At 65.9% G+C, this 25,949-nt stretch carries 28 protein-coding genes and 1 tRNA gene; 7 read left to right on the top strand and 22 right to left on the bottom strand.

What is annotated here, in order from left to right; all coding sequences use genetic code 11:
* Nucleotides 1-2 precede the first annotated feature (2 nt).
* Nucleotides 3-914, top strand: a complete 912-nt coding sequence (locus tag FG486_RS10300; RefSeq protein WP_181267439.1) for a hypothetical protein — start codon at nt 3-5, stop codon at nt 912-914.
* A gap of 2 nt (nt 915-916) precedes the next feature.
* Here FG486_RS10300 and FG486_RS10295 read toward each other — a convergent pair whose 3' ends face one another.
* From FG486_RS10295 to gspI, 14 genes are all read right to left on the bottom strand, one after another.
* Complete coding sequence (locus FG486_RS10295) at nt 917-1,216, bottom strand: putative quinol monooxygenase (RefSeq protein ID WP_181267438.1); 300 nt, start codon at nt 1,214-1,216, stop codon at nt 917-919.
* 11 nt (nt 1,217-1,227) lie between these two features.
* Entirely contained in the window at nt 1,228-3,129 is a 1,902-nt protein-coding gene (locus FG486_RS10290) for a potassium transporter Kup (protein WP_099046467.1), read from the bottom strand.
* 207 nt (nt 3,130-3,336) lie between these two features.
* The gene (locus tag FG486_RS10285; protein WP_181267437.1) at nt 3,337-4,038 is read right to left on the bottom strand and encodes a tetratricopeptide repeat protein; all 702 of its coding nucleotides are present in this window, start codon (nt 4,036-4,038) and stop codon (nt 3,337-3,339) included.
* Entirely contained in the window at nt 4,038-4,460 is a 423-nt protein-coding gene (locus FG486_RS10280; protein ID WP_181267964.1) for a cytochrome c-type biogenesis protein CcmH, read from the bottom strand. The genes FG486_RS10285 and FG486_RS10280 overlap by 1 nt, the downstream gene beginning before the upstream one ends.
* Nucleotides 4,460-4,987 carry a redoxin family protein gene (locus FG486_RS10275; RefSeq protein ID WP_181267436.1) on the bottom strand — a complete coding sequence of 176 codons (528 nt, stop codon included), beginning with the start codon at nt 4,985-4,987 and terminating at the stop codon, nt 4,460-4,462. The genes FG486_RS10280 and FG486_RS10275 overlap by 1 nt, the downstream gene beginning before the upstream one ends.
* Nucleotides 4,988-5,000: 13 nt before the next feature.
* The gene (locus FG486_RS10270; protein ID WP_181267435.1) at nt 5,001-6,983 is read right to left on the bottom strand and encodes a heme lyase CcmF/NrfE family subunit; all 1,983 of its coding nucleotides are present in this window, start codon (nt 6,981-6,983) and stop codon (nt 5,001-5,003) included.
* The gene (gene ccmE / locus FG486_RS10265) at nt 6,980-7,432 is read right to left on the bottom strand and encodes a cytochrome c maturation protein CcmE (RefSeq protein ID WP_060977243.1); all 453 of its coding nucleotides are present in this window, start codon (nt 7,430-7,432) and stop codon (nt 6,980-6,982) included. Before ccmE ends, FG486_RS10270 begins: the two co-directional genes overlap by 4 nt.
* 16 nt (nt 7,433-7,448) lie before the next feature.
* Nucleotides 7,449-7,577, bottom strand: a complete 129-nt coding sequence (locus tag FG486_RS18300; RefSeq protein WP_269454100.1) for a hypothetical protein — start codon at nt 7,575-7,577, stop codon at nt 7,449-7,451.
* Nucleotides 7,574-8,305 carry a heme ABC transporter permease CcmC gene (gene ccmC, locus FG486_RS10260; RefSeq protein WP_181267434.1) on the bottom strand — a complete coding sequence of 244 codons (732 nt, stop codon included), beginning with the start codon at nt 8,303-8,305 and terminating at the stop codon, nt 7,574-7,576. The genes FG486_RS18300 and ccmC overlap by 4 nt, the downstream gene beginning before the upstream one ends.
* Before the next feature lie 374 nt (nt 8,306-8,679).
* On the bottom strand, nt 8,680-9,747 hold the full coding sequence (locus FG486_RS10255; protein WP_181267433.1) for a Glu/Leu/Phe/Val dehydrogenase dimerization domain-containing protein: 1,068 nt from the start codon (nt 9,745-9,747) through the stop codon (nt 8,680-8,682).
* 68 nt (nt 9,748-9,815) lie between these two features.
* Nucleotides 9,816-9,892: transfer RNA gene (locus tag FG486_RS10250), tRNA-His, on the bottom strand.
* 161 nt (nt 9,893-10,053) lie between these two features.
* Entirely contained in the window at nt 10,054-11,052 is a 999-nt protein-coding gene (gene gspK, locus FG486_RS10245; RefSeq protein WP_181267432.1) for a type II secretion system minor pseudopilin GspK, read from the bottom strand.
* The gene (gene gspJ / locus FG486_RS10240) at nt 11,049-11,639 is read right to left on the bottom strand and encodes a type II secretion system minor pseudopilin GspJ (RefSeq protein WP_181267431.1); all 591 of its coding nucleotides are present in this window, start codon (nt 11,637-11,639) and stop codon (nt 11,049-11,051) included. Before gspJ ends, gspK begins: the two co-directional genes overlap by 4 nt.
* A gap of 116 nt (nt 11,640-11,755) precedes the next feature.
* Entirely contained in the window at nt 11,756-12,133 is a 378-nt protein-coding gene (gspI, locus tag FG486_RS10235; protein ID WP_181267430.1) for a type II secretion system minor pseudopilin GspI, read from the bottom strand.
* A 113-nt stretch (nt 12,134-12,246) separates the two neighbouring features.
* On the opposite strand from gspI, the gene FG486_RS10230 reads away from it, so the two are divergent.
* Genes FG486_RS10230 through FG486_RS10210 form a run of 5 tightly spaced genes read left to right on the top strand, consistent with a single transcriptional unit; the run spans nt 12,247 to nt 16,471 of the window.
* A complete protein-coding gene (locus FG486_RS10230; RefSeq protein WP_066285011.1) occupies nt 12,247-12,894 on the top strand; it encodes a prolyl hydroxylase family protein in 648 nt (215 codons plus the stop codon).
* Nucleotides 12,891-14,114 (top strand): Nramp family divalent metal transporter, encoded by a 1,224-nt coding sequence (locus FG486_RS10225; protein ID WP_206678383.1) that lies wholly within the window; start codon nt 12,891-12,893, stop codon nt 14,112-14,114. The genes FG486_RS10230 and FG486_RS10225 overlap by 4 nt, the downstream gene beginning before the upstream one ends.
* On the top strand, nt 14,111-14,902 hold the full coding sequence (gene pxpA / locus FG486_RS10220; protein ID WP_181267428.1) for a 5-oxoprolinase subunit PxpA: 792 nt from the start codon (nt 14,111-14,113) through the stop codon (nt 14,900-14,902). The genes FG486_RS10225 and pxpA overlap by 4 nt, the downstream gene beginning before the upstream one ends.
* Entirely contained in the window at nt 14,874-15,533 is a 660-nt protein-coding gene (locus FG486_RS10215; protein ID WP_181267427.1) for a 5-oxoprolinase subunit B family protein, read from the top strand. The genes pxpA and FG486_RS10215 overlap by 29 nt, the downstream gene beginning before the upstream one ends.
* Entirely contained in the window at nt 15,530-16,471 is a 942-nt protein-coding gene (locus FG486_RS10210; protein ID WP_181267426.1) for a 5-oxoprolinase subunit C family protein, read from the top strand. The genes FG486_RS10215 and FG486_RS10210 overlap by 4 nt, the downstream gene beginning before the upstream one ends.
* On the opposite strand, the gene FG486_RS10205 is transcribed toward FG486_RS10210, so the two are convergent.
* The 7 genes from FG486_RS10205 to FG486_RS10175 all read right to left on the bottom strand — a co-directional run bounded on the left by FG486_RS10205 (nt 16,472) and on the right by FG486_RS10175 (nt 22,464).
* Nucleotides 16,472-17,107 (bottom strand): glutathione S-transferase family protein, encoded by a 636-nt coding sequence (locus FG486_RS10205; protein ID WP_181267425.1) that lies wholly within the window; start codon nt 17,105-17,107, stop codon nt 16,472-16,474.
* Between the two features lie 41 nt (nt 17,108-17,148).
* Nucleotides 17,149-18,462 (bottom strand): serine hydrolase domain-containing protein, encoded by a 1,314-nt coding sequence (locus tag FG486_RS10200; protein WP_066281577.1) that lies wholly within the window; start codon nt 18,460-18,462, stop codon nt 17,149-17,151.
* 143 nt (nt 18,463-18,605) lie between these two features.
* Nucleotides 18,606-19,292, bottom strand: a complete 687-nt coding sequence (locus tag FG486_RS10195; RefSeq protein WP_181267424.1) for a glutathione S-transferase family protein — start codon at nt 19,290-19,292, stop codon at nt 18,606-18,608.
* A complete protein-coding gene (locus tag FG486_RS10190) occupies nt 19,292-20,197 on the bottom strand; it encodes an alpha/beta hydrolase (protein WP_181267423.1) in 906 nt (301 codons plus the stop codon). The genes FG486_RS10195 and FG486_RS10190 overlap by 1 nt, the downstream gene beginning before the upstream one ends.
* Nucleotides 20,198-20,207: 10 nt before the next feature.
* Entirely contained in the window at nt 20,208-20,843 is a 636-nt protein-coding gene (locus tag FG486_RS10185) for a 3-oxoacid CoA-transferase subunit B (protein WP_181267422.1), read from the bottom strand.
* The gene (locus FG486_RS10180) at nt 20,843-21,757 is read right to left on the bottom strand and encodes an HAD family acid phosphatase (RefSeq protein WP_181267421.1); all 915 of its coding nucleotides are present in this window, start codon (nt 21,755-21,757) and stop codon (nt 20,843-20,845) included. The genes FG486_RS10185 and FG486_RS10180 overlap by 1 nt, the downstream gene beginning before the upstream one ends.
* Nucleotides 21,757-22,464: a CoA transferase subunit A gene (locus FG486_RS10175; protein WP_066281559.1), complete on the bottom strand. Its 708-nt coding sequence runs from the start codon at nt 22,462-22,464 to the stop codon at nt 21,757-21,759. Before FG486_RS10175 ends, FG486_RS10180 begins: the two co-directional genes overlap by 1 nt.
* Nucleotides 22,465-22,647: 183 nt before the next feature.
* Here FG486_RS10175 and FG486_RS10170 point away from each other — a divergent pair, with 183 nt between their 5' ends.
* Nucleotides 22,648-23,466: a universal stress protein gene (locus tag FG486_RS10170; protein WP_181267420.1), complete on the top strand. Its 819-nt coding sequence runs from the start codon at nt 22,648-22,650 to the stop codon at nt 23,464-23,466.
* Between the two features lie 46 nt (nt 23,467-23,512).
* Here FG486_RS10170 and FG486_RS10165 read toward each other — a convergent pair whose 3' ends face one another.
* A complete protein-coding gene (locus FG486_RS10165) occupies nt 23,513-25,840 on the bottom strand; it encodes a TonB-dependent receptor family protein (RefSeq protein WP_181267419.1) in 2,328 nt (775 codons plus the stop codon).
* Nucleotides 25,841-25,949 lie beyond the last annotated feature (109 nt).

Genomic DNA, 25,949 nt, shown 5'->3' with positions numbered 1-25,949 from the left:
ATATGCGGGTCGCTTGCAGTTTCATCATTCCGGCACTGGTTCTTGCTTCTCCTGCCCTGGCCAAGGCCGGGCCTTCGCTCCCGGACGAGCTGGTTCTCTCCGGCGACAACATCATCGATGTCACGATCAACGGCCAGCCGCTGCGGCTGGAGGTGCGACCTGAAGCCGCCGAAGCGCCCACGCTCAACGCCGATGTCGCTGCGAAGCTTGGCCTCAAGCCGGGCATGCTCGCGTTTCGCAGCATGGTGGGGCCCGAAAAGATCAATGGCAACTCGTCGGTGCACCGGGTCGATTATGGCGCGGGCGAGAAGAAGCAGCGCATCTTCTGGACCGATCGGCAAAGCTCTACCATCGCCGACGGTACGATCAGTCCGGCTTCGCTGCCGTACAAGAAGGTCACTTTCCGGCTCGGCGAGGCGGGTCCCGGGGCAAGCGACATCAGCCTTCCGCTCGACAATTTCGGCTTTCTTGGGCGCCTGGGTGTCGGCACGACCTTGAACCTTGCTGACGAGAAGGTGCGCTTCCAGTTCAGCCTCGCCCGCGACGAAACTCTGGTCAGCGCGCCCACCGGCAACTGGCTCGCGCAGTATCGCGGCGGCAAGTTCACCGGCCAGCCGCGCCAGACGCTGATCTTTTACGGCATCCAGCGCCCCACCCGCGAAATGACCCTCGCCCAGCCCATCGCGCTGGGCTCGCGCCAGCTTGTTACCGCCGATGTGCGCTACAGCGATTATGGCGATGCCAGCGGCATTGCCGCGGCCGACCAGGCGAGTGCGGACTCGGACGAGATCGTCGTGGTGGGCGACAAGAAGCGCGATGTCGATCTGCGCATCGTCGCCGGGCGCGCGTTCCTGAAAGGCTGCGCCAGCCTGACCTATGACATGCAGAAACGGACGCTGGGGCTGCGCTGCTGACCTTAAAGCGAGCGCTCGCCGGTCACCTCATAGGCGGTGATCGTGCGATCGTGGATGCCGTGCGCCGCGCTGGCGGCGCGCCATTGGGCCATGTGCGCGCTCGCCGCGTGCGCCTTCAGCGCATCCTCATCCGCCCAGGATTCGCTGACGCGCACCATGCCGGGCTCGACCACGTCGAACGAGAAGGCATAATGGCCGCAGCCCGGTTCTGCCCGGCTGAGCGCGATCATCTTCGCCATTGCGGGCTTCACTGCCTCGATCTGGTCGAGCGGAAAGCGATAGAAACCGGCGATGACGATCATGGCGAAGCTCCTCAGATCTCGAGCTGGCTGCCCAGTTCGACCACGCGGTTCGAGGGCAGGTTGAAGAATTCCATCGGGCTCGCCGAATTGCGCAGCATCCAGGCAAAGATCTTCTCGCGCCAGACCGGCATGCCGGGCCGCTCGGCGGTGAGCAGCGTCTGGCGCGACAGGAAGAAGCTGGTCTGCAGCATCTCGAACTTGCCGCCGCACAATTCCTTCACGTCCTTGAGCGCGGCGGGAACGTCGGTCGACTGCATGAAACCATAGCGCAACACCATGCGGTAGAAGCCATGGCCCAGGTCCTCGACCTGGAAGCGGTTGGCGTCGGTGACATAGGGCACTTCCATGATCTGCACGGTCAGGATGACCACGCGCTCATGGATCACCTTGTTGTGCTTCATGTTGTGCAGCAGCGCGGTGGGCACGCCGGTGGTCGCCGAGGCCATGAAGATCGCGGTGCCCTTGACCCGGGTTGCAGAGCCCTGCGCGGACTTCACGAACACCTCGATCGGCAGCGCGCTCTCGATCATCGTTTCGCGCATCAGCTTGCGCCCGCGCGCCCAGGTGGTGAGCAGCGTGAAGGTGAACGCGCCGATGACCAGCGGGAACCAGCCGCCATCGGGGATCTTGGTGGCGTTGGCGAGGAAATAGGCGCCATCGACCACCACGAAGGTGACGATGATCGGGATCGCCATCCAGAGCTTCCATTTCCACATCGCGATCAGCAGCACCGCCATCAGGCAGGTGTCGATCAGCATCGCACCCGTCACCGCGATGCCATAGGCCGCAGCGAGGTTGCTCGAGCTCTGGAAGCTCAGCACCAGCAGGATCACCGCGACCATCAACACCCAGTTGATCAGCGGAATGTAGATCTGTCCGCTTTCCGACGCGCTGGTGTGCTTGATCGACAGGCGCGGGATATAGCCGAGCTGGATCGCCTGATGCGTGATCGAGAACGCGCCCGAGATCACCGCCTGGCTGGCGATGAAGGTCGCGCCGGTCGCGAGCAGCACCAGCGGCAGGCGCAGCACATCGGGCGCAAGCAGGAAGAACGGGTTCCTGATCGTCTCGGCCGCGACCTCGGGCGACATGCCGATGATCATCGCGCCCTGGCCGAAATAGTTGATCAGCAGCGCGGGCATGACAAAGCCGAACCAGGAAAGGCGCAATGGTCCCCGCCCGAAATGGCCCATGTCCGAATAGAGTGCCTCCGCCCCCGTCACCGCGAGCACAACCGAGCCGAGCGCCAGAAACGCGAACCAGCCATCGTTGATGAAAAAACGGATCGCGAACCAGGGGTTCAGCGCGAGCAGAATTTCAGGGTTGAACACGATCTGGTACATGCCCAGCACCGCGATCGTGCCGAAATACAGCACCATGATCGGCGCGAACAGCGTCCCGATCTTAGCCGTTCCGCGCGACTGGATGAAGAACAGGAAGACCAGCAGCCCCACCGCGATCGGCACGACCAGCGGCTGCAGACCGGGATTGACCACGGTCAATCCCTCCACCGCCGACAGCACCGAGATCGCCGGCGTGATCATGCTGTCGCCATAGAAAAGCGCCGTGGCGAACACACCGAGCAGGATCAGCAGCCAGCCATAGCTGGTCCGCCCGATGCTGCGCGAGATCAGCGCGACGAGAGCGAGACTTCCGCCCTGCCCCTTGTTGTCGGCGCGCATCAGGATGCTGACATATTGCACCCCGACGACCAGGGTCATCGACCAGAAGATCAGGCTGACGACGCCGAAAATATGCTCGGCATCCGGCGTCAGCGGATGGTGGCCGGCAAAGGTCTCGCGAAAGGCATAGATCGGGCTGGTGCCGATATCGCCGAACACGATACCGATCGCGCCGAAGGCCAGTGCCGCGACCGAACTGCCCTTGCCATGGTCATGCCCGGGAGGCTGCATGCCTGGTTCCCCGGCTGCCGATCCGGCGGCGGGTGGCGCTATGGGCGCATCTGATGGTGAATCGCTTATCATCGGGCAATATGCAGGCGCTGCGGACCTTGCGATCGAACAGCGCTCATCGTCCCCTTTCGCCTATCGCCCATAGGGGCAATGGCAGGCGGATTAGCATGGCGCATGATGCAGTGCAATATAATCGCAATAGAGCGATTATGGCTTTTTTTCAGTAGCTTGACCGGGTTCTGCGACAGGCGGAACCGATCCGGGCATACCGGGCGCAGGCGCACCGTCCTGCTGAGCGATCAGGGCATCGATCCGGGCGAGTCGGCTCGTCAGGTCCTCGCGCCACTCGGCATCGGGCGGCGAACGCTCGAGAAGCTCCGCCCAGATGGCGCGTGCCTGCTGCAACTGGCCCGATGTCGCAAGGGCAAGACCCAGGAAAAACGGCGGTGCCGGATGATCGGGCGAGAGCGTCGCGGCCTTCTGATAGGCATATTGCGAGGCCGGGGTCAGCAGGCCATTGCTGTGCCCGACCAGCGCATTGCCGAGCGCCACCCACAGATCCGGGTCTTCGGGAAAGGTCTCAAGCCCCTTGCTGAGCGCGGTGGCGGCCGTGGCGAACTTGCCTTGGCGGCTCTGTGCATCGGCGAGCACCAGCCAGGCGCGGGCATCGCCGAAATTGCCGCCCATCTCGTCGCGCTGCTTGGCGAGGTCCTCGTCGAACATACCGAGCTTCTCGACCGGCTCCTTGGGCGACCCGGCGAGCGAGGGCTGGCCCTGCCAGGCATAGCCTGCGATGCCGACGAACAATGCGGCACCTGCGAGTTCCCACGCCTTGCGCGGCATCTTGCCCAGCCAGATGAGCCCCGCCATGATCAGCAGCGCGAGCAGTCCCACGACGATCCAGGCCATCAGCTCTTGCCTCCTTGCGCCCTGGCGCGGGTGAAACGCTTGCGCACGATGATCGCGGCGAGCAGCAGCAGCACGACCGGCGCGGCAAACAGCGGCCAGGTCATCGTCGTGACGCGCGGCTCATAGGACACCCAATCGCCATAGCGTTCGATCAGCCAGGCGCGGATCGCCTCGGGGTCCTCGCCCCGCGCGATGCGCTCGCGCACCTGATTGCGCATGTCGCCCGCCATCGGGGCATCGGAATCGGCAATCGACTGGCTCTGGCAGGTCAGGCAGCGCAGCGTCATCATCAGGTCTTGCGCGGCCTTTTCCTTCGCCGGGTCCTCGAGCTGCCTGTAGGCATAGGGCGCGGGAGGGAGCGAGTCCTGAGCTGCTAAAGGCGCCGCCAGCGCGAGCGACAGGAAAAGAATGAGAGCGCGGATCACTGCGCCTCCTTCAGCTTTTGCAGGATCATGGGCACCTGATCGGCGCGGATTTCGCCGATATGCTGATAGGTGATGATCCCCTTGCCGTTGATCACGAAGGTTTCGGGCACGCCCGAGGAGCCGAGATCGAACTGGATCTTGCTGACATCGTCGCGTCCGATCCGCGTATAGGGATTGCCGTTGCGCGCGAGGAACTGCTGCACGTCTGCGGTCCGATCGCGAATGGCGACCCCATCGATCTCGACGCCTGCCCGGGCGAGCTCAGCCAGCACCGGCGCTTCGGCGATGCACGGCACGCACCAGCTGGCGAACACGTTGAGCAGCTTGGGCTTGCCGCCCGTAAAATCGGCCTTGGCCAGCGCCGGACGATCGGGCACGGCCTGGGGCAGGTCGAAATCGGGAAGCGGCTTGCCGATCATCTGCGAGGCGATGGTGCGATCGCCAGGCGCGATCAGCCCCGATGCGAACACCGCGAACAGCAGGCCGAACAGGGCCAGCGGCAGCCAGATCGCCCAGTGCTTCATGACTTTACGGGCTTCATGCGAGCGCTTCCTGGCCCCCGGCAGCAGGCTTGGGCGCGGCGGGTTCGCTTGCCGGCTCGAGCTCGGGCTCGCCCTTGCGGCGCAGGTCGCGCGCGGTGCGGCCGACCAGCGACAGCACGCCGCCCAGCCCCACGAGCAGGCCGCCATACCAGATCAGCGGAACGAACGGCTTCCACCACAGCCGCAGCTGCCAGCGGCCGTCATCGCCCTCTTCGCCGAGCACGGCATAAAGCTGGCCATTCCAGCGCGTGAGCAAAGCCGCCTCGCTCGTCGCGGTGGGCGGCGAGGCGAACATGCGCGCCTGCGGGTTGAGTACGGTCTGGACATTGCTGTCGCCATAGCGCGCGACCAGGCGCGCCTCGAGCGCGGTCCAGTTGGCTCCGGCGATCGGCCTGACGCCCTGCAACTCGATCGTCCAGGGGCCGACGGTATGGCTCTGCCCGATCTCGCTCGCCACGAGCTTTTCGGTGTTGAACGCGCTTTCGGACGCCATGCCGGCGAGCGCGACAGCGATGCCGAGATGCGCGATCACCATGCCCCAGATATGCGCAGGGGTGCGGCGCAGATTGCGCTTCCACAGCGGCAGCAGGCTCGCCACGGCAAGGCCAGCGGCAAAGACCAGGCCGAGCAGCGGCAGCACGCCGATATCGCCGCCGAACACCACCACCAGCGCCAGCGTTCCGGCGGCCACCAGCGCGGGCACGGCGAGCAGATTGGCGAGCTTGCGACCGTTATCCTGCCGCCAGCGCATCAGCGGACCCGCCGCCATGATGACCAGCATCGGGAACACGAAGATTGCGCTCACCGGGTTGAAATAGGGCGGGCCGACCGAAACCTTGGTGCCGAACGCCTCGGTCACCAGCGGGTAGAGCGTGCCCATCAGCACGATGCCCAGAATGCCGACCAGCAGCACGTTGTTCATCACCAGCGAGCCTTCGCGGCTGAACAGATGGAATTTCGCGCCCTCGGTGACGGTCGAGGCGCGCAGCCCGAACAGGGCTAGTGCGCCGCCGATATAGATGGCCAGCAGCGTGAGGATGAAGCTGCCGCGCTCGGGATCGACCGCAAAGGCGTGCACGCTCGTCAGGATGCCCGAACGCACCAGGAAGGTGCCGACCATTGACATCGAGAAGGCGACCACCGCCAGCATCACCGTCCAGGCCTTGAGCGCATTGCGCGTTGCCAGCACGCTGACCGAATGGAGCAAAGCGGTCGCCGCGAGCCAGGGCATCAGCGAGGCATTCTCGACCGGATCCCAGAACCACCAGCCGCCCCAACCAAGCTCGTAATAGGCCCACCACGAACCCGCGGTGATGCCGAGCGTCAGGAAGATCCACGCGCCCATTACCCAGGGCCGCATCGCGCGGGCGAAGGCAGGACCGACATCGCGGGTGATCAGCGCGCCGACAGCGAAGGAAAAGGCGATCGAGAGCCCGACATAGCCGATGTACAGCGTCGGCGGATGGAAGGCGAGGCCCGGGTCCTGCAGCAGCGGGTTGAGGCCATTGCCCTCGACCGGCGCGGGATTGAGCCGCTCGAACGGGTTCGACGAAAACAGCATGAAGGCGTAGAAGCCCAGGCTCACGAACGCCTGGCCCGCCAGCGTGGCGACCATCGTGCGCTCGTTGAGCCGCCGTTCGAGCAGCGCGACGAAACCGCCCGCCAGGCCCATCACGGTGACCCAGAGCAGCATCGAGCCTTCGTGATTGCCCCAAGCCCCGGCGATCTTGTAGATCAGGGGCTTCAGGCTGTGGCTGTTCGCCGCGACCAGCTTGACCGACAGGTCGGTGCGCAGGAACAGCACGATCAGCAGCGCAAACGCGACCGCCACCAGCAGCCCCTGCACCACCGCGATCGGGCGCACAGCGCGCAGGAATTCTGCCCCGCGTGCGGTCAGCGCATAGCTGCCCAGGCCCAGCTGCAAGACCGCCAGCGCGGCGGCAAGCCACAGGATCGCAAGCGCGATTTCGGCAATCATGGCTGCTGCACCGTTCCGCCGAGCTTCTTGACATCGGCCTTGGTCATGTCGCGCATCTCGCGCGGCACGTAATTCTCGTCATGCTTGGCGAGGAGGTTGTCGGCGACGAACTGGCCCGAGGCGTTCATCCGGCCTTCGGCCACGACTCCCGATCCTTCGACGAACAGGTCGGGGGTGATGCCGGTAAAGCGCACCGGCACCGTGCCCTTGCCATCCTCGACGATGAAATCGATCGTCACGCCATCGGCCTGTTTCTTGATCGAGCCTTTCTGCACCATGCCGCCCAGCCGGATCGCCTGGCCCGGCTCGACGCCCTTTTCGGCAATGTCGCCGGGGGTGTAGAAATAGCTCGCCTGGTCGCGCAGCGCATAGGCCGCGATCAGCCCGGCGGCGACGAGGCCGACCAGGGCGATGCAGATCAGGACGAGACGCTGGTGCTTGGCTTTCATGGGGTCGTTATCCGGTTCACTTGCGCTTGAGCGCATCCAGCCGCGCTTCTGCGCGTTTGAGCGCGAACCAGCAATAGCCGATCAGCCCGGCAGTGCCGGCAATGCCCAGCCCATAGGCCATGATGACATAGGTCCACTGGGTCATACGGCCGCGAGCCTGCGCATGCGCGCCTCGATGCGGATATCGGCCAGCAGGGTGCGCATGCGCATCAGCACGATCGCGCCGAAGATCAACGAAAAGCCGATCACGGCCATACCGAGCGGCCAGAGAAAGGCAGGATCGATCGCCGACTTGCCGATCGAGATGCTCGCGGGCTGGTGCAGGCTGTTCCACCACACCACCGAGCGGTTGATGATCGGCACGTTGACCGCGCCGACCAGCCCGAAGATCGCGGCGACGCGCGACGTGCCGCCACGGCCCGCAGCCGCATCCTTCTGGCTGGCGTCGGCGAGCGCGATATAGCCCAGGTACAGGAAGAACAGCACCAGCATCGAGGTCAGCCGTCCGTCCCACACCCACCAGGTGCCCCAGGTCGGCCGTGCCCAGATCGATCCGGTCGCAAGGCACAAGGCGCAGAAAAATGCGCCGGGCACGGCAGAAGCGCGCGCCGCGATCCCGGCGAGCGGATGCCGCCAGACCAGCTCGACCAGGCTGGCAATCGCGATGCTGGTCCAGCCTGCCATTCCCAGCCAGGCGGCGGGCACGTGAATGTAAAGGATGCGCACCGTCTCGCCCATCAGCCGGTCGGCAGGCGCGTTGAACACGCCGAGGAACAGCGCGATGGCGACCATGATCAGCCCGGAAACCATGAACGCCGGGGTTAGCGGACGGGCGATGGACAGGAACCGCGTGGGATTGGCAAAACCGTGCATGAGCGAAGGTGCGTCAGCTTCCTAGCGCCGAGGCATATCGGCGTCATGCCCTTGTTGCCACGATGCCGCTGCAGCCTCAAGGGAATTTGCGTGCGGATGGGGGAGGACGATCGCAGTGCCTTTGCAGGACAATCACTTCCTCCCCCTTGATGGGGGAGGCTGCGGAGACTTGGTGGTCCTGAGCTTGTCGAAGGGCCACCTAGTCGTAGCGGTGGGGGTGATGGCGCCGCTGGGCGCGGCGATTGACCGGGGGCCTGAACTCGAAAGATCACCCCCACCCAACCCTCCCCCATCAAGGGGGAGGGCTTAAGCTACGCCACCGGTGATACGTCAACTCAGCCACCCCTCCCGCAAACGGGAGGGGAGAGAGCGGCTCAACCCCGCCCGATGAGCTTTTGCGCCATGCGGTCTGCGACGGTCGCGGGCGACTCGCCGGTGGTGCGGCTTTCCTGCCAGATGCCGGTCAGGCGCTGCGGAATGCCGGTGAGGCGTGCGTGCACTTCCTCGACCTGCGCCGCGCGACCTTCGGCCTGCGCGAAATATTCGAGCGCGACCGAGATGATGCCGCCGGCGTTGATCACATAATCGGGCGCATAGAGGATGCCGCGATCGATCAGCATGTCGCCATGGTGCGGCCGCGCGAGCTGGTTGTTCGCACCGCCCGCGACGATCGCGACATTGAGCTTCTCGATGCTTTCCGAATCGAGGATCGCGCCCAGTGCATTGGGGCTGAACACATCGGCCTCAACCTGCATGATGCGATCGGCGCTCACCGTCTCGGCGCCCAGCTCGTCGGCAAGCTTCTGCGCGCGATCGGCGTTGACGTCAGCGAGGGTCAGCTTCGCGCCCTCGGCCGCGAGCAGCCGGGCGAGGCCACCGCCGACGCTGCCGGTACCCTGCACCGCGATGCGCACGTCCTTCAGCCGGTCCGTGCCAAGCTTGAACGCGACCGCGGCCTTGACGCCCAGGAAGATACCCTTGGCGGTGAACGGCCCCGGATCGCCGCCAGCCGAACCCGCATCCTGCACCGGGAGGCCCGAGACGAACTTGGTGCGCTTGGAGATCGCGACCATGTCCGCATCCGACATGCCGATATCCTCCGCGGTGACATAGCGGCCGCCCAGCGCATCAATCGCGTCGCCGAACGCGGCAAGCATCTCGGGGGTCTTGCGGTTGTCGGCATCAGCGAGGATCACCGCCTTGCCGCCGCCCATCGGCAGGCCGGCCATGGCGTTCTTGTAGCTCATGCCACGCGACAGGCGCAGCGCATCGGTGATCGCGCGACCCTTGTCTGCATAATGCCAGAAGCGCGTTCCGCCGCCCGCCGGGCCCAGAGCCGTGGAGTGAATCGCGATGATCGCCGAAAGCCCAGAGGCGCGGTCGTGCACATATTGCACCGCCTCATGCTCGTCGAAGTCCGGCAGATCCCAATAGCTTTGCACGCGCCCATCTCCCCAAGGCTGGTCGCGCGGCAGGCCTTTTGAAAAAAGGCAAGGATTTCAATAGCAGATGGGGCGACCGATGGGGTTCGAACCCACGACCTCCGGTACCACAAACCGGCGCTCTAACCAACTGAGCTACGGTCGCCACACACTGCTTACGCCACGCGGAGGCGTCCCTTAGGGGCGCGCGGGCGGGATCGTCAAGCGACGAAATCAAGGCGGTCGCTATGTTACAAACTGCCCCTGCAATGCAAGGGAAAATACGGCAAAAATGCTTGTTGGCGAAATTAAATTAGCCCGACCAATTCACGGCTCGCCGATGCGGCGGCTGATGATGCGCGCAGGGGTCAGCTGCGCATCGAGCAGGCTGGTCTGCCGCCAGCGACTCTCGCCCTGCTGGATCACCAGATCGAGCTCGAACCAGCGGGTGACGATCTGCGGCTGCGATTCGATCTCGGGGCCGAAGGTCTGCGATTGCAGCGCCAGCGGCCGCCAGAAATCGGCGATGCGGGCGTAACCGAGCGGCGGCCGATCCGCGATCATGGTGCGGGCGCGGTCGAGCGGGATCTTGCCGGGCGCGAGCATCATGACCAGCGGTGCCTGTTCGGGCAGCAGCGTGTTGACGTTGATCGGCGAGAGGATCGCATCGGGCAGCGCGCAGATCCACGGCTCCAGCCGCGCATAGAGCTGCGGCGTCATCCCGCGCAGCGCCTGGATCTCGCCCTTGTCGCCGAGCAGCCGCCCCGCAGTGCGATAGGGCGCATCGAGCTGCTGGTAGAACTGATCCTCCGCCCCGGCGGGCAGCGCGACCTGATCGGTATCGATCCAATCGGCCAGCGCATCGGCCAGCCCCCGCGCCTCGTCCGATCCGACGCCCAGCGCCTGCATGAGACCTGCAAACTGGCCGATACCGACCGGGCGCGCGGCAAGGTCGCCCGGCTGGCCTGCAACCACCGAATTCAGGTTGAAGCAGTTGCCGCCGTCACGCACCGTCGCGGTCACCACCGCGCCCGATCCATCGTCGATCGGCATCACATTGGGCTGGCCGATCCAGCCGCCGACATTGACCGTGCGCGCGGGGCTTAGATCGAGCTGGCGCTTGATCTCGCGCGCGGCGAACTGCTCCGCGCCCAGCGCGGCAAAGCGCGCCCGGTCCGCCGCATCGGCATTGGCGGCGAGGCGGACGGCAAGGTTCACCCGGTCGAGAATCAGCGTGGTGACGATCGCCATCACCGCGACCAGCAGCAGCACGCTGAGCAGCGCGATGCCGCGTTCGGACGGCTTGGGAAAGCGGTGCCCGCTCATCCGCCGCCGCCTGCGACCAGGAATTCGAAGGTCAGCGGCCGTGCGCCATTGCCCTGCTGCACTAGGGTGAGCTCGATCGCGATCGGCAGTTCGTCGGTGCGCTGCGGGCGCCATTCGGTCTGCCATACGCCCTGCTTGTCGCGAAAACGCAGTCGCGCCTGCTCGATCCCTTCCAGGATCGCGACCGGCGCGCCGGTCTTCGCGCCATCGGCCTTGGGCGCGATCGCGCGGGTCAGTTGCCCATCGCTCAGCGCCCATTCGACGCGTTGCAGGCTCGAGCTTCCGGGCTGTGGATCGATCTGCGCAATCTGGCGCGCAAAGCCGAGCAGCACCCCATCGCCGTTCATCAGCGCCACCCGGTCGCTGCCCAGCGCATCGCGCGACGGCCGCGGCAGCATTAGTGTCATGTCCTGCGCAAGAATCGCGGAGAAGCGACGCAGGTCGCCCATCTCCTCGAGCCGGACCGCACTGCGCGCCTCGGCCTCGACGCTCTGACGCAGCAGCACGACCGAAGCGGTGGCGATCATCCCGAAGATGAACAGGGCGACCATCATCTCGACCAGGGTGAAGCCGGTTGATGGGTGCACCCCTTGCCCGTCATTCCCGCGAACGCGGGAATCCCGCTTCAAGCCTTGGTCACAACCTTCTCCGCGTTCCCGAGCGAAGTCGGGGGACAAACGGAGGGAGGCGTGATCTCGCCTACTCATAACACCGGCCTCAGCACGGTGAGCGTCACCTCGGGGCCCGTCCCCTGGCGCACCGCCAGATCAACCTTGAGCAGTTCGCCCCCTTCCAGCGCCGTCGCCGTCCGTCGCCAGGCGAAATCGCGCCCCGCATTGCTGATCGTGCCCTGCGTATCGCCGAGCGCGGGCGGGTTGGGATCGGTCAGCGCCTCGACCGCCAGATTGCGCACGGTGATCTCGCTGTAGAGGCGGCTGTCGAGCTCGGCGGTCTGCATCAGGCTCGCGCCCTGAAGCTTGATCAGCGCGAGCGCGGCGATCGAGAAGACCGCCAGCGCGACCAGCATTTCCAGCAGGCTGAAGCCCGAGTCTCGGCGGGATGGGCGGGTGCGTCGCGGCATGGCCCGCCATTTAGCCGCCAACGCGACGCCGCGCCAGCCGTTTGCCGCTTGAATCGTCCCCCGATAGGCCGCTATTCGCAAGGCGGGGCAAGGCCGTAAGAGGCATGGGGACGATGAGCGATAGCGAGACAGCAAGCAACCAGTGCAACACCGCGGCGCTGGGCAAGGTTCCCGGCATCCAGAAGGTGCCGACGCCGCGCATGGAATTGTACATCCTGCGCAACTTCCTGACGCCCGAGGAATGCGCGCGCTTCGTCGAGAAGATTGATGCCGATCGCAGGCCGTCGACCATCGCCGATCCCAATGGCGACAATTATTTCCGCACCTCGGAAACCTGCGACATGCGCGCCGACGATCCCGAGGTTGTCGCGCTCGACGAGCGGCTGAGCGCGCTGTCGGGCATCGACCTGCAGTTCGGTGAGACGATGCAGGGCCAGCGCTATGCCGTGGGTCAGGAATTCAAGGCACATACCGACTATTTCGAGCCGCAGGGCCAGGATTTCACCCGCTATACCACGGTCGGCGGCCAGCGGACCTGGACCTTCATGATCTATCTGAACGAACCCGAAGCGGGCGGCGCGACCCGGTTCAAGACCATCGGCAAGTCGATCCAGCCCGAGATCGGCAAGCTGCTCGCATGGAACAACCGCCGTCCCGATGGCAGCTGCAATCCGGCCACCATCCATCATGGCATGAAGGTGCGCGAAGGCACCAAATACGTCATCACCAAATGGTATCGCGAGAGGCCCTGGCGCCTGTGAGCGTCACCCGGTACCGCCCCGGTCCCGCGATGCTGGTGACCGCGGCTTTCATCGGCCCCGGCACCGTCACCGCCTGTGCCAGTGCAGGCATAGGCTTTGGCTATGCGCTGCTCTGGGCGCTCGTCTTCGCGACCCTCGCCACGATCATCCTGCAAAACATGGCCGCGCGCGTCGCCATCGTCACCGGCCAGGGGTTGGCAGAGGCGATCCTGGAGGCGGCGGCAAATCCTGCGCTGCGCTGGACCATCGCGGCGCTGATCTTCGCCTCGCTCGCCATCGGCAATTCGGCCTATCAGGCGGGCAATATCAGTGGAACGGCGGCGGGCCTGAAGCTGCTGGGCGCAGGCACGCTCTCCCCTGCCCTGCTGGCGCTGGCGACCGGCCTGCTGGCGGCGGCGCTCGTGGTGGTCGGCAAGCCGGCCTGGCTGGAAAAGCTGCTGATTGCGCTGGTGCTGGCGATGTCGCTCGCGTTCATCGGCGGCCTTGCGGTGATCCGAGTCGATTGGGGCGCGGTGCTGAGCGGCTTCCTGCCGCGCCTGCCCGCAGACAGCCTGTTCACCGCGATCGCGCTGATCGGCACCACGGTGGTGCCTTATAACCTGTTCCTCCACGCCGCCTCGGTGCGCGGCAAGTTCGCGCCGGATGCCGAGGGGCTGGCGGCATCGAACCTCGACACGGGGCTTTCGGTGACGCTGGGCGGGCTGCTGTCGATGGCGATCGTGACCATGGGCGCGGCGACAGCCAAGCTGACGGCAAGCGGCGCAGGACCGCTCGACGACATTGCGCTGCGGCTCGAGAGCCTGTTCGGCATGCCGGCGCGGATCGTGTTCGCGCTGGGGCTGGTGGGTGCAGGCTTCAGTTCGGCGCTCACCGCGCCGCTCGCGACCGGCTATGTGCTGGCCGAGATGACGGGGGGCGCGAACGATCCGGTGCGGCGCACGCGCATCTTCAAGCGCACCGCGCTCGCCGTGGTCGTGATCGGCACCGCCTTTGCGTTCTTCGCGGTGAATCCGGTCGAACTGATCCTGATCGCGCAATCGGCCAACGGGCTGCTGCTTCCGATACTCGCCGCCTTTCTGCTCTGGGTCGCGGCGCGGCGCCAAAGCCTTGGCGCCTTCGCCAATGGCCCGATCGCCAATCTTCTCGGCTGCGCGGTGGTGCTGGTCTGCGCGGGGCTGGGCGCGCGATTGATCCTGCGCTCGGCGGGCCTCTGGCCATGAACCGCTCGATCGACCTCAACGCGGATCTGGGCGAACAGCCGGAGGAACAGGCCCGCGACATCGCGCTGATGCGCCATATTTCCAGCTGCAACATCGCGTGCGGCGGCCATGCAGGTGACGAGGCGAGCATGGCGGTGATGCTGCGCGCGGCCAGGGCGGCAGGTGTCGCGGCGGGCGCGCATCCAAGCTATCCCGACCGCTCGGGGTTCGGGCGGGTGTCGCTCGACATGCTGCTGCCCGATCTGATCGATTCGCTGCTCGAACAGGTCCGGGCGCTCGAGGCCGTGGCCGCGCGCGAGCGCGTGACGCTCACGCATATCAAACCGCACGGCGTGCTCTATAACGATCTGGCCGACCGGCCCGACATGGCGCTGGCGGTGGCCGAGGCGCTGCACGCCGCCTTCCCGCATCTCGCACAGGTGGGGCTCGCGCATTCGGCGAGCGAGGAAGCGGCGCGCGCGGTGGGCGCGCGTTTCATCGCCGAGGGCTTTGTCGATCGCGGCTACACGCCCGTGCGCCGCCTGGTCCCGCGCAGCCAGCCGGGCGCGCTGATCGCCAGCGATGCGGAACGCGCCGCGCAGGCCATCGCTATCGCTAAAGGCGAGCCGATCGCCGCGAACGACGGCAGCCTGATCCATGTTATGGCGCAAAGCCTGTGCATTCATTCGGACAGCCCCGGCGCTGAACAAACCGCTTTGCGGATTGCGGGGGAGATGGCAGTCTTGGGGATAACCATAAAAGCCCCTGGAGAGCTGCCCGATGAGCCAGTCGATCTATTGCGCCGATGACTGGTTGATGATCCAGGGCTTGCCGGCAGAGCGCGTGGCAGCCCTCGCAGCGGCGGCCGAAGGCGGTGGCTGGGACGATATCGTGCCGGGGCTCGACAGCCTGTCGCTAAGCTGGGACCCCGCCCAGCGCAGCCTGGAGGCCGCGCACGCAGCGGCCGAGGCGCTGGCCGGGAGCGATGCCGATGCGGCGCCCGCCACGACCATCGCGCCTGCGACGCTGCATATCTGCTACGAAGCGCCATGGGCGCATGATGCCGACATCGTCGCCGAGCTGCTCGGGCTAAGCACCGACGCGCTGCCCGGCTGGCATGCGGCGCAAGACTGGCGCGTGGCGATGCTCGGCTTCCAGCCCGGCTTTGCCTATCTCAATTGCGATGCGCGCATCCCCGACATCCCGCGGCTCGCCGATCCGCGCGCGCGCGTGGAAGCCGGGTCGGTCGGGCTGCTCGGCCAGATCTGCGGGCTCTATCCGCATGCGAGCCCCGGCGGCTGGCCGATCATCGGGCGGATTGCCGAGACGCTGTTCGATCCGCACGCCTCCTCTCCCGCTTTGCTGCAGGCGGGACAGGCGGTGACGTTCGCGCGGATCGATGCAGCCGAACTCGCCCGGCGGACGGGAGGCGCGGCATGACGCTGACTGTCATCAAGGCTGGCCTGCAATCGAGCCTCCAGGCCGCGCCCTATCGCGGGTTGCGCAAGCTGGCGGTGCCTTCGGGCGGCGCGGCGGATGGATTGAGCCTGGCGCTCGCCAACCGGCTGGTCGGGCGCCCGCTCGATGCTGCCGCGATCGAGATCACGCTGGGTCCGGCAGAGTTCCGCGCTGATCGCGCACTCGCTGTCGCTGTGACCGGCGCGCCGTGCCAGGTGCAGATCAATGGCGAGGAAGCCGAACCGCACCAGACGCTGCACCTCAAGGCCGGCGATGTGCTCAGCATCGGCCGAGTCTGGGCCGGGTGCCGGGTCTATCTCGCGCTATCGGCAGAGATCGAGGTGCCCAAACTGCTCGGCACGCGCTCGACGCTGATCGGCGCGGGCTTTGGCGGGCTGGAAGGACGCGCGTTCGCCGATGGCGATGTGCTGGCGCTCGGCAAGCAGGGCGACGATGCGCCCGCGCTCGTCACCCCGCCCGAGCTGCAGCCGTTTTTCGGCCATGGCTTCGTGCTGCGTGTAGTCGCAGGGCCCGAGAGCGACCGGCTGGCGCTGGGCATGGCCGCGCTCGCCCGCAAGCGCTGGCGCGTCTCATCGCGGTCGAGCCGCATGGGGCTGAAACTGCAGGGCAATGCGATCGACCTCAACAGCGCCGCGCCGATCCGCAGCGGCGCGGTCTTTCCCGGCATCATCCAGTGCCCGCCCGACGGCCTGCCCTATCTCATCGGCTGCGAGGGGCAGACCACCGGCGGTTATCCACGCATCGGCCAGGTCATCCGCGCCGACCGCCATCTGATCGGCCAGCTCGCCCCCAATGCGACGATGCTGCTGGTTCCCGTCCAGCCCGATCAGGCCGAACAGATCCTGCACGAGAAGCTGAAGCTCTGGGCCGAGTGGTTGCCCGGCCTCGCGCTCGTCTGATCAGGCCGAAATCGCGGCGAAGATCATCGGTCCGCCGATCTCGATCGATTTCTGATAGGCCGGACGCGCGCGCAGCCGCTCGAGATAGGCGATGAGGTGGGGCCGATCACCGATCTGCTTGCTGGCGGTCGCGACCTCGAGCAGATAGGCCATGTTGATGTCGGCACCGCTCAGCCGGTCGCCGACAAGATAGTCATGGCCGGTCACCGCGCGTTCGACATGGTCGAGCAGCTTGGTGACTTCCGCGCCCATGAAGCCGCCGAGCATCGGGCCGAGGCCGCCGAAGCGCGGTGCCAGCGCGGAAAAGATGATCGGGCTCGCCATCGTGCCTTCAGCAAAATGCAGCCATTCGAGATAGGCCGGGCGGTCCTTGGCATTCGCCGGGGCAAGGGTCTCGCTACCGAAGCGCTCGATCAGATATTCGATGATCGCGCCCGATTCGACCATGACATGGCCGTCGACGATCACCGTGGGCGCCTTGGACAGCGGATGCACCTCGGCAAGGCCCGGGGGCGCGCGGAAGGTCTGCGGATCGCGCTGGTGGCGCACCATCTCATAGGGCGTGCCCATTTCCTCGAGCAGCCAGATCACGCGGGTCGAGCGCGAATATTCCAGATGGTGCAGCACGATGCTCATGGCGTTTCTCTCCGGTTCTTATGTTCTTGCAGGCTTATGAGTCAGTCCGCGGACGTCATCGTCTCGGGCGCGGCTTCCGGCAGCGGCGCGTTCAGCCGCGGGTCGTTGTCGAGCTCGGTCCAGTCGCTGTACGGGCGGCCATAGACCTGGTCGAAAAACTCGTAGGGCAGCCGGAAGGGCCGGGTCGATCCGCTGTTCCACAGCATCACGATGCCGGTGCGCCGTTCGGGATCGAACCACATCACCGCGCGATAGCCGTTGACCGCACCGCCATGGCCGACCAGCCAGTGTCCGTCATAGATATGGCTGCGCCAACCCTGGCCGTAACCATGGCTGATGATCAGCGCTTCGGGCCCGCCGCGTCCGCCCTTGTAGGTGGCGACGCGCGGGCGGTGGATCTCCGCGAGCACGCCCGGCGTGATGACCTGCGGCGCCTGGCCCATCTGCGCTTCCATCCAGCGCGCCAGATCGACGATGTTCGAGCTGACGCCCGCAGCGGCAGGCACGCGGAAATAGGCGTCCGACAAGGTCTGCACCTGGCGATGGCGATAGGGCCGCGCCCAGTTCCTGGCGCCGGTCAGGTTCGCCATGCCGAGGCCTGCGCTCTTCATCCCCAGCGGCGCAAACAGCATCTGCTCTGCAAGCTGGTCATAGGGCGTCTTCGTGGCATTGGCGACGATCTCGCTGAACGCGTCATAGGCGACGTTCTGATAGCTGTGGCAGTCGCCCGGCATGCACTGCTGCGGCACGGTGGACAGCATGTTGCGCAGCATCGGCGCAGGATCGCCCGATTCCAGCTTGCCGTCATAGGCATTGCGCGCAAGGCCCAGCCGGTGCGCGAGCAGATCGGGAATGGCCAGCCGGTTCTCCGCGCCGCCCGCCAGCTTCAGCGTGGTGTGGTACGAGGACAAGGGAGCCGAAAGGCTGAGCTTGCCCTGCTGCGCGAGCTGATAGGCGAGCGTTCCCGCCACGCCCTTGGAGACCGAGGCCCAGCGGAACACGGTCTGCGGCGTCACCGGCAGGCCGGCCTCGCGATCGGCAAAACCATATCCGTTGACGAAAGTGAGCCGCCCGTTCTCGACCGCGGCGACGGCGAGGCCCACCATTTCGGGATCGCGCATCATCCGGGTGATCCGCGCATCCAACGCGGCATAATCGACCTTGCCCTGCCAGCGATCGGGCGTCAGCGGCAGGTTGGCATCGTCGATCAGCGGCGCGCTGGCTTGCGCTGCGATCGCGGGCGTGCCGGTGACGACAACGCCGCCCCCGCGCGATACGCTCATGCCGATCAGCAAGGCCCCCGCGGCCACGCCGCCTGCGGTCCAGACCAACGGACTGCGCAGCCAGTGCTTCATGCGATCTCCGATGTGTAAATTGCGCCCCGGCTGCAATGCCTTATTGCCTGCATGTCAGCCACTTTACACGTTCTGCCCTGTAAAATGCTTAAGCACAAGTCAGGGAAGATTCGGCCTGTCGCCGCTCCGGGTCAGGCTGGCGGTCAGGCTGCACGGAAATCCGCGGTTATCGTCGCGACGCCGGCGATCTCTTCTTCGTGCGCGGGATCGCGCCAGGTTTCGGCGAGCGCCTGCGCCTCCCAGTCGAGCATCGCGGGATGGGCGAGGACATGCTCGACCCAGGCCTGGCCCTTCGCCCCGATCTTGAGGTCGAAGCTGCGCACGCGATAGGCGACCGGCGCGAAGAACGCATCTACCGCAGAAAAGTTATCACCCGCCAGCCAGGGGCCGCCGAACCGGTCCAGCCCTTCAGCGAACAGCGCGCCAATCCGGTCGATGTCATTCTGCAATGCTGGCGGCACCGCGATGAGTTCCGCGCGCACGCCGACGCTCATCGGGCAGATGTTGCGCAAGGGGGAAAAGCCCGAATGCATCTCCGCCGCCGCGCAGCGCGCCCAGGCGCGGGCGTTCCGATCGGCGGGCCAGACGCCCGGATGCCGCTCGGCCAGATATTCGACGATCGCCAGCGAATCCCAGACGATCACCTCGCCGTCGTGCAGACAGGGCACCTTGCCATTGGGGGCGAAGCTGCGAAATTCCTCCGAATTGTCGGGGCCCGCAAACGGCACCAGCCGGTCCTCGAAGGGCAGCGCGAGCGCCTTCATCAGCAGCCAGGGGCGCAGCGACCAGCTCGAATAATTGCGGTTGGCGGTGAAAAGGGTGTAGCCCATCAATCCTGCTCCTTGCCCAGATGGCGGTTGAGGAACGCGACGCTGTCGGCCAGCACCGGACCCTTGCTGCGGAACGGCACCGACAGCGCCATCACCACCTCTTCATGGTCGAGCCCGCGATAGTTGATCAGCTCCGCCGGGGCGCCGAGTGCCTTGAGCCGCCTGCTCAGGTTGATCGCGTTGCGCGGGCGGACGGTCTCGTCCCTGGTGCTGGTCACCAACAGCGTCGGCGGTGCATCGGCGCGCGCCTGTTCGATCGGCTGGGTGAGCTTGGGGTCGGGATAATGCGACATCGCGTCGATCGAGCGCTTGGTCGTGAAGGGGTAGAAATCGTACGGACCGCTCAATCCCACCACCGCCTTGACGATGCCGGGATCGACATCGGCGGCCTTGAGCCAGCGCGGGTCGAGCGCCAGCAGCACGGCCGTATGCGCGCCCGCCGAATGACCCGAAAACGCGATGCGCTTGGGGTCGCCGCCATAGCGCGCGATATTGTCGCGCACCCAAGCGACCGCCTCCGCGCCATCCTCGACAAAGGCGGGAAAGCGCACATCCGGCACCTTGCGGTAATCGGGGATCACGACGACAAAGCCCTGGCGCGCAAAGGCGCGTCCGGCAAAGGCGTAATCCTGACGCGCCCCCTTCACCCAGCCGCCGCCGTGCCAGAAGATCAGCACCGGGCGCCTGTCGTTATGGGCAGCGGTCTCGGCGCGCCAGACATCGAGCGTCTGACCGTGGCTGCCGAAGCGAACGCCCTGCGTCACCAGCGCCGCGCCCTTGCCGCCCCCCATCATCGCATCGAGCTGGCTCAGCAGCAGCGGCGGCGATGTCGTTGCGGCATAAGTGCCGAAACCACCGAGCAGCGCGACAGCAGCGCCCAGTCCCAGCTTGGTCGAGCGCTTCATCCTGCCCCGCTCAGCTGACGTAGTGCGCGGTGGTCTTGGCGGCGACCTCTTCTGCCGTGACGCCGGGGGCGAGCTCGATCAGCTTGAACGGGCTGTCATGGTCGGGCCGCTGGAACACCGCGAGATCGGTGATGATCATGTCGACCACATTCTTGCCGGTCAGCGGCAGCGTGCAGGCCGGGATGAACTTGGGGTCGCCGTTCTTGCTGGTGTGCTCCATCACGACGATGATCTTCTTGACGCCCGCGACCAGGTCCATCGCCCCGCCCATGCCCTTGATCATCTTGCCGGGGATCATCCAGTTGGCGATGTCGCCATTTTCGGCGACTTCCATCGCGCCGAGCACGGTGAGATCGATATGCCCGCCGCGGATCATCGCGAAGCTGTCCGACGAGCTGAAATAGCTCGACGAGGCGAGCTCGCTGATCGTCTGCTTGCCCGCGTTGATCAGGTCTGCATCCTCTTCGCCCTCCAACGGGAACGGGCCGATGCCGAGCATGCCGTTTTCCGACTGAAGCGTCACCTCGATGCCTTCGGGCACATGGTTCGCCACCAGCGTCGGAATGCCGATGCCCAGGTTCACATAAAAGCCGTCCTGCAATTCCTTCGCGGCGCGCGCCGCCATCTCGTCACGGGTCCAGGCCATTATTCAGCTCCTTGATTGGGTTGCCAGTGCGTTTCCGGCGGGAAGATGTCGTCATAGCCGCCCCGGATCGAAGGGCCGTAGACCGGGTTGGCGAACAGGAACCAGCCCTGGCCCCACAGCTTGTCATAGGGCGCGGCCATGGCGAGCGCGCGGCGTTGCAGCGGCGGCAGTTCGGGCTTGTTGAAGCCATTGCGGAAATCGCCGAGCTGATCGCCCGCCATCGCGATCACGCACCAGCGCGCGGCGATGGTCGCGCGGCGTTGGTCCTTGCTCGATCCCGTGGCATCGTCGCCCATCAGGAACAGCGTGTCGCCATGCTTGAAGGTGCCGAGCCCGGCGGCGGCGAGCGTCTGTTCGCTGCCAGCTGCATTCGCGGAAGAACGGTTGGTGTTGGCGATCGGCGTGATACCCGCCGCACGCAGCGCCTGCATCGCCTCGACCGCGCCGGGCATGGCGACGGCCTTGCCCGTGCCCGTCTTTTCCCACTGGTCCCAGGTCTTGGCGTCGAATTCCTTGCCGGTCAGCGCGAACCAGCGCATCGGGCCGATATTCCAGATCAGCGTCTCGTCGGCATCGAACACTGCGGCGAGCGGCTTGTTGCCGCACGCGAAGGGCTTGCCGGTCGCCTCGTCGATGATGACGCTGTCGGCGGGCCGCGCTTTGGCCTTGGCGAGCGCATAGGCGGTGAGCCCGCCATAAGTCTGGCGGACCGCAATCGCGCCTTCGGCCGAGCCATAGAGCCATTGCTGGCCCATCGGGACGGTCGGGACCATGGCGGTCTCAGCGGATGCCGGAGCCGGTGCTGGCGGCGGCGGCGCAGCGGGCGCTTCGACGACCGTCGTGGTGCAGGCGGACAGCGCCAGCGCGGCTAGCGCTGCACCGGCCCTGCCAGCGCCGATGGTCGATTGCCGCATCACGCCGCAGTCCGCTCGCGGACGGTGCGGAATTCGATCTTCTTGTCGTACGGCGCGCCGCAGATCAGGCGCTTCACATAAATGCCGGGCAGATGGATGGCATCGGGATCGAGGCTGCCGGTCTCGACGATTTCCTCGACCTCGGCGACGCAGATCTTGCCCGCGGTCGCCATCGGCTGGTTGAAGTTGCGCGCTGTCTTGCGGAAGATCAGGTTGCCCGACTTGTCCGCCTTCCAGCCCTTGATGATGCACAGATCGGCATAGATGCCGCGCTCCAGGATATAGGTCTGGCCGTCGAAATCCTTGTGCTCCTTGCCCTCGGCGACCTGGGTGCCGACGCCGGTCTTGGTGTAGAAGCCGGGAATGCCCGCACCGCCCGCGCGGCAGCGTTCGGCGAGCGTGCCCTGGGGGCAGAATTCCACCTCGAGCTCGCCTGCCAGATACTGCCGTTCGAACTCCTTGTTCTCGCCGACATAGCTGGAGATCATCTTCTTCACCTGGCGCGTGCGCAGCAGCTTGCCCAGCCCTTCACCGTCGATCCCGGCATTGTTCGAGGCAATGGTGAGGTCCTTGGTGCCCGCGTCGCGGATCGCGTCGATCAGGCGTTCGGGAATGCCGCACAGGCCGAAGCCGCCCGCGCAGATATGCATCCCGTCGAACAGCAGACCTTCCAGAGCGGATGCGGCGTCGGGATAGATTTTCTGCATGACGGATGTCTCCCAGTCAAAAGGGTCTTGGATCGGCAGCCGGACGGCCACCTCGGATGATTCGAGCGTCCCGTCTCCGCCTAGCGCCCCGACCCGGCTTTTTCCAGCACCGCTTGATTTGAATCAATGCACTTGGGTCCGCTTCCTGCGCAATTTGGTTACGTCAAAAGAGGAGAGAGCGTGATGAAATCCATTCTGGTTTATGCCGATGGCGGCAAGGCATTCGAATCCCGTCTGCAGGTGGCACTCGATCTCGCCCGTGCGCAGAACGGGCATATCACCTTCCTGCAGGCAACGCCGCTTTCGGGTTTCATCGTGATGGACCCGATGGGCGGCAGCTATGTGCCCGCTGCCATGCTCGAACAGCTTCGCGCCGACGAGGACAAGCTGCGCGCGCTGGTCGAGGCACAGATGAGCATCGAGGGTCTGCCCTGGGACTGGACCGCCTATGACGGCGACGTCACCCAGGCAGTGATCAGCGCCTCACGGCTCGCCGATGTCATCGTGCTGTCGCTCGACAATGCCGAGCGCAACGTGCGTCCGCACCCGCTGCTGTCGATTGCCGATGTTGCGGTCGAGACTCGCTGCCCGGTGCTGGCCGTGCCGACCACGCTCAAGTCGCTTTATACCGGCGGCAAGATCCTCATCGCCTGGGACGGCAGCCACGAAGCGGCCAATGCGGTGCGCCAGGCGCTGCCGCTGCTCAAGAACGCAGGCTCGGTGCATCTGGTGACGGTGGTCGAGCCGAAAAAGGCGGGCGGATTCCCCTCGACCGAGGCGTGCGAGTATCTTTCGCGCCACGGCGTGTGCAGCGAGTTGATCGAGCGCGAGCGCGGCCTCATGTCGATCGAGGAGATCATCGAGAATGTCGCCGGCGAGATCGGTGCGGACCTGCTGGTGATGGGCGCGTTCGGCCACAGCCGCTTGCGCGAGGTGCTGCTCGGCGGCGTGACGCGCTATTTCCTCAAGGATTCGAACATCCCGCTGCTGCTGGCGCATTGAGCCGGGCCGCCACCGCTCCCGCCAATGACGGCGGGAGCGGCCTGGATCACATGCGGACGGTAAACCCTGCCTGGATCATGAATGGCTGGCCGGGCAGCACGCCGCGTGCCCGGTCGATGATGTACAGCCGGTCGAACAGATTGCGTGCGGAGAGGAAAACCTCCCAATTGCCCTGGGGCGGACCGTAGGACACGGCGGCATTCACCTGAGTCCAGCCGTTGATACGACCACGCTGGCCATCGGGCGTGACGGGCACGAGGTTCACGTCATCGGCGAACATCGATGACTGGCTGACCAGCTCGACCTGGCCGGTAAAGCCGCGATGCTCGATGCCGACTGCTGCGTTGAACAGCCATTCGGGCGCATAGGGCAGACGGTTGCCCTCGATATTGCGCGCGACACCGCAAGGCACCGGGCCGCTGCCGGTCAGCACCGGCGTGCCGGTGGTCGCGCCGTCGAAACAGGGCGCGGTGGCGATACGCGTGCTCTTGTAGCGCGCATTGGCGACCCAGGTCGCGGCCATGCGCGCGAACACATCGGTGTCGGCTCCCGTCCAACCCGCCTCGCGCGAGGAAAGCGAGAGCGACAGCTCACCGCCCCGGTGCAACGTGCGCCCGGCAGAGGTCAGCGTCGCACCGACCCCACCTGCCACCGATTGCGCGACGATCTGATTGTCGAACTCCATGACGAAGAACGTCGCATCGCCGCGCACGCCCTTGACGATATTGCCGCGGATACCGGCTTCCCAGTTCCAGCTGAGCTCCGGATCGAGATCGACCGTGCCGCCCGCCGCGGTGATGATGTCCTCGACCCGCGGCGGAGCGAAGCCGCGATGGACGCCGCCATAGAGCGTGACATCGGGTGCGATTTCCCAGGTCGCGCCAAGGCCGGGGAGCAGCTTGTCGAGGCTTTGCGAAGCGGCGGTGGGAGCGGTCACCGCCCCCGTCGGTCGACCGCCCACCAGCACCGAGATAGGCAGGTTGCGCCGCTCGAAATCGATGAACTCGCCGCGAAGGCCGGGGATGATCGCAAACTTGCCGAACTCCAGCCGTGACTGGATGAATGCTGAAAAGGCCGTCGCATCGCGCTCGTTATTCTCGCGAACACCCGCGTTGACGCTGGTGCCCGGTGTGCGGGCATTGGGCGTATCGCCGTTCCACTGGCGGCGACGCTGGCGCTCTTCATGATAGCGGATGCCGATCTCGGTCGATCCGCCGAAGCCGAGCGCGTCATGATCGAGTTCCAGGCGGCTCTCGATGCCATAGGTATCATAATCGCGCAGACGGCCCTCGTTGCCGCAGGTCGTCAGCAGATTGGCTAGGCCTCCACAGGTCGGGTCGCTCGAATCGTTCGGACGCTGGCCGCTATTCGACGACTGGCGCCACCAGTCGCGCGTGAAATAATGGTAATAGGCTGTGGTGCGCAGCGTCGCGGCTTCCGAGATCGACCAGCGATGCGCCAGCGTGGCGTTCCAGCGTTCGGTCTGGAAATCGTCGTTAACGAAGACGTTGCCGCGCGGATCGGCGGCGAATTCGGCGCGCGTCAGGCCCGAATAGCTGACCTGGCTGTCTTCCTCGAAACGCGAGACCTTGAGCGTGATGCCATGATCGGGCCCGAGTTCCCACTCGCCCTTCAGGAAGATGTCAGTGAAGCGCAGCGCCTGGTTGTCGCGATTGCCATCGGTGCGCTTGTGGTTGACATGGAGCAGCAGCTTGCCGCCCAGCGCCGGGCCGCCGACCATCGCGTCGAGGTTCAGCGTGTCGCGGTTGCCAAGGCTGCCGGTAAAGCGCGCCGTCAGATCGTCGGGCGCCACCGGCGTGATATAGTTGACCGCGCCGCCGATCGTCTGCGGGCCAAAGCGGATCTGCGCGGCGCCCTTGAGCACCTCGACCGCGGTGAAACGTTCGATCGGCGGGTGATAATAGGCGGCATTGTCGCCATAAGGCGCAAAGCCCAGGGGGACACCGTCCTCCAGCAGCAGCACTTTGGTCGAACGAATCGGGTTGAGCCCGCGAATGCCGATATTGGGACGCGCGCCCGCGCCTTCCTCGTCGCGCGGAAACAGCCCGGCGACCTGGCGAAGAGCGTCGTTGACGTTGAATACGCGCGAGCGCTTGAGGTCGACATCGGTGACGATCGCGGATGATCCGGCAATCTCGTCCGCCTTGATGGCATCGCCCACCACGACGATGTCGGTACGCGACCCACCCGGTGCCTCGGCCTCCGCATCGCCTGCTACACCTGCAGCAGCAGCAGCAGCGGGAGCCACATCTGCCTTGACGGCCTCAGCCTGGGCAGTGGGCGCAAGGCCTGACATCATCAGGGCTGCAAAGCTCGCTCCGGCAGACCAGCGCCAGCTTCCGGGCATCACCATCTCAAACATCTCCACAAACAGCATTTCCGGTCGCAGCCGTACCTGAACCGGCGCTTAATGCGAGGCGTTATCATCTGCAACATGCAATTGCGCATACGGTGCAATTTCG

This window comes from Blastomonas ursincola (assembly GCF_013607875.1).
Taxonomy (GTDB): domain Bacteria; phylum Pseudomonadota; class Alphaproteobacteria; order Sphingomonadales; family Sphingomonadaceae; genus Blastomonas; species Blastomonas ursincola.
Note: the sequence above shows the minus strand (reverse complement) of the source record. Positions and strands in the feature narration are given on the sequence as shown.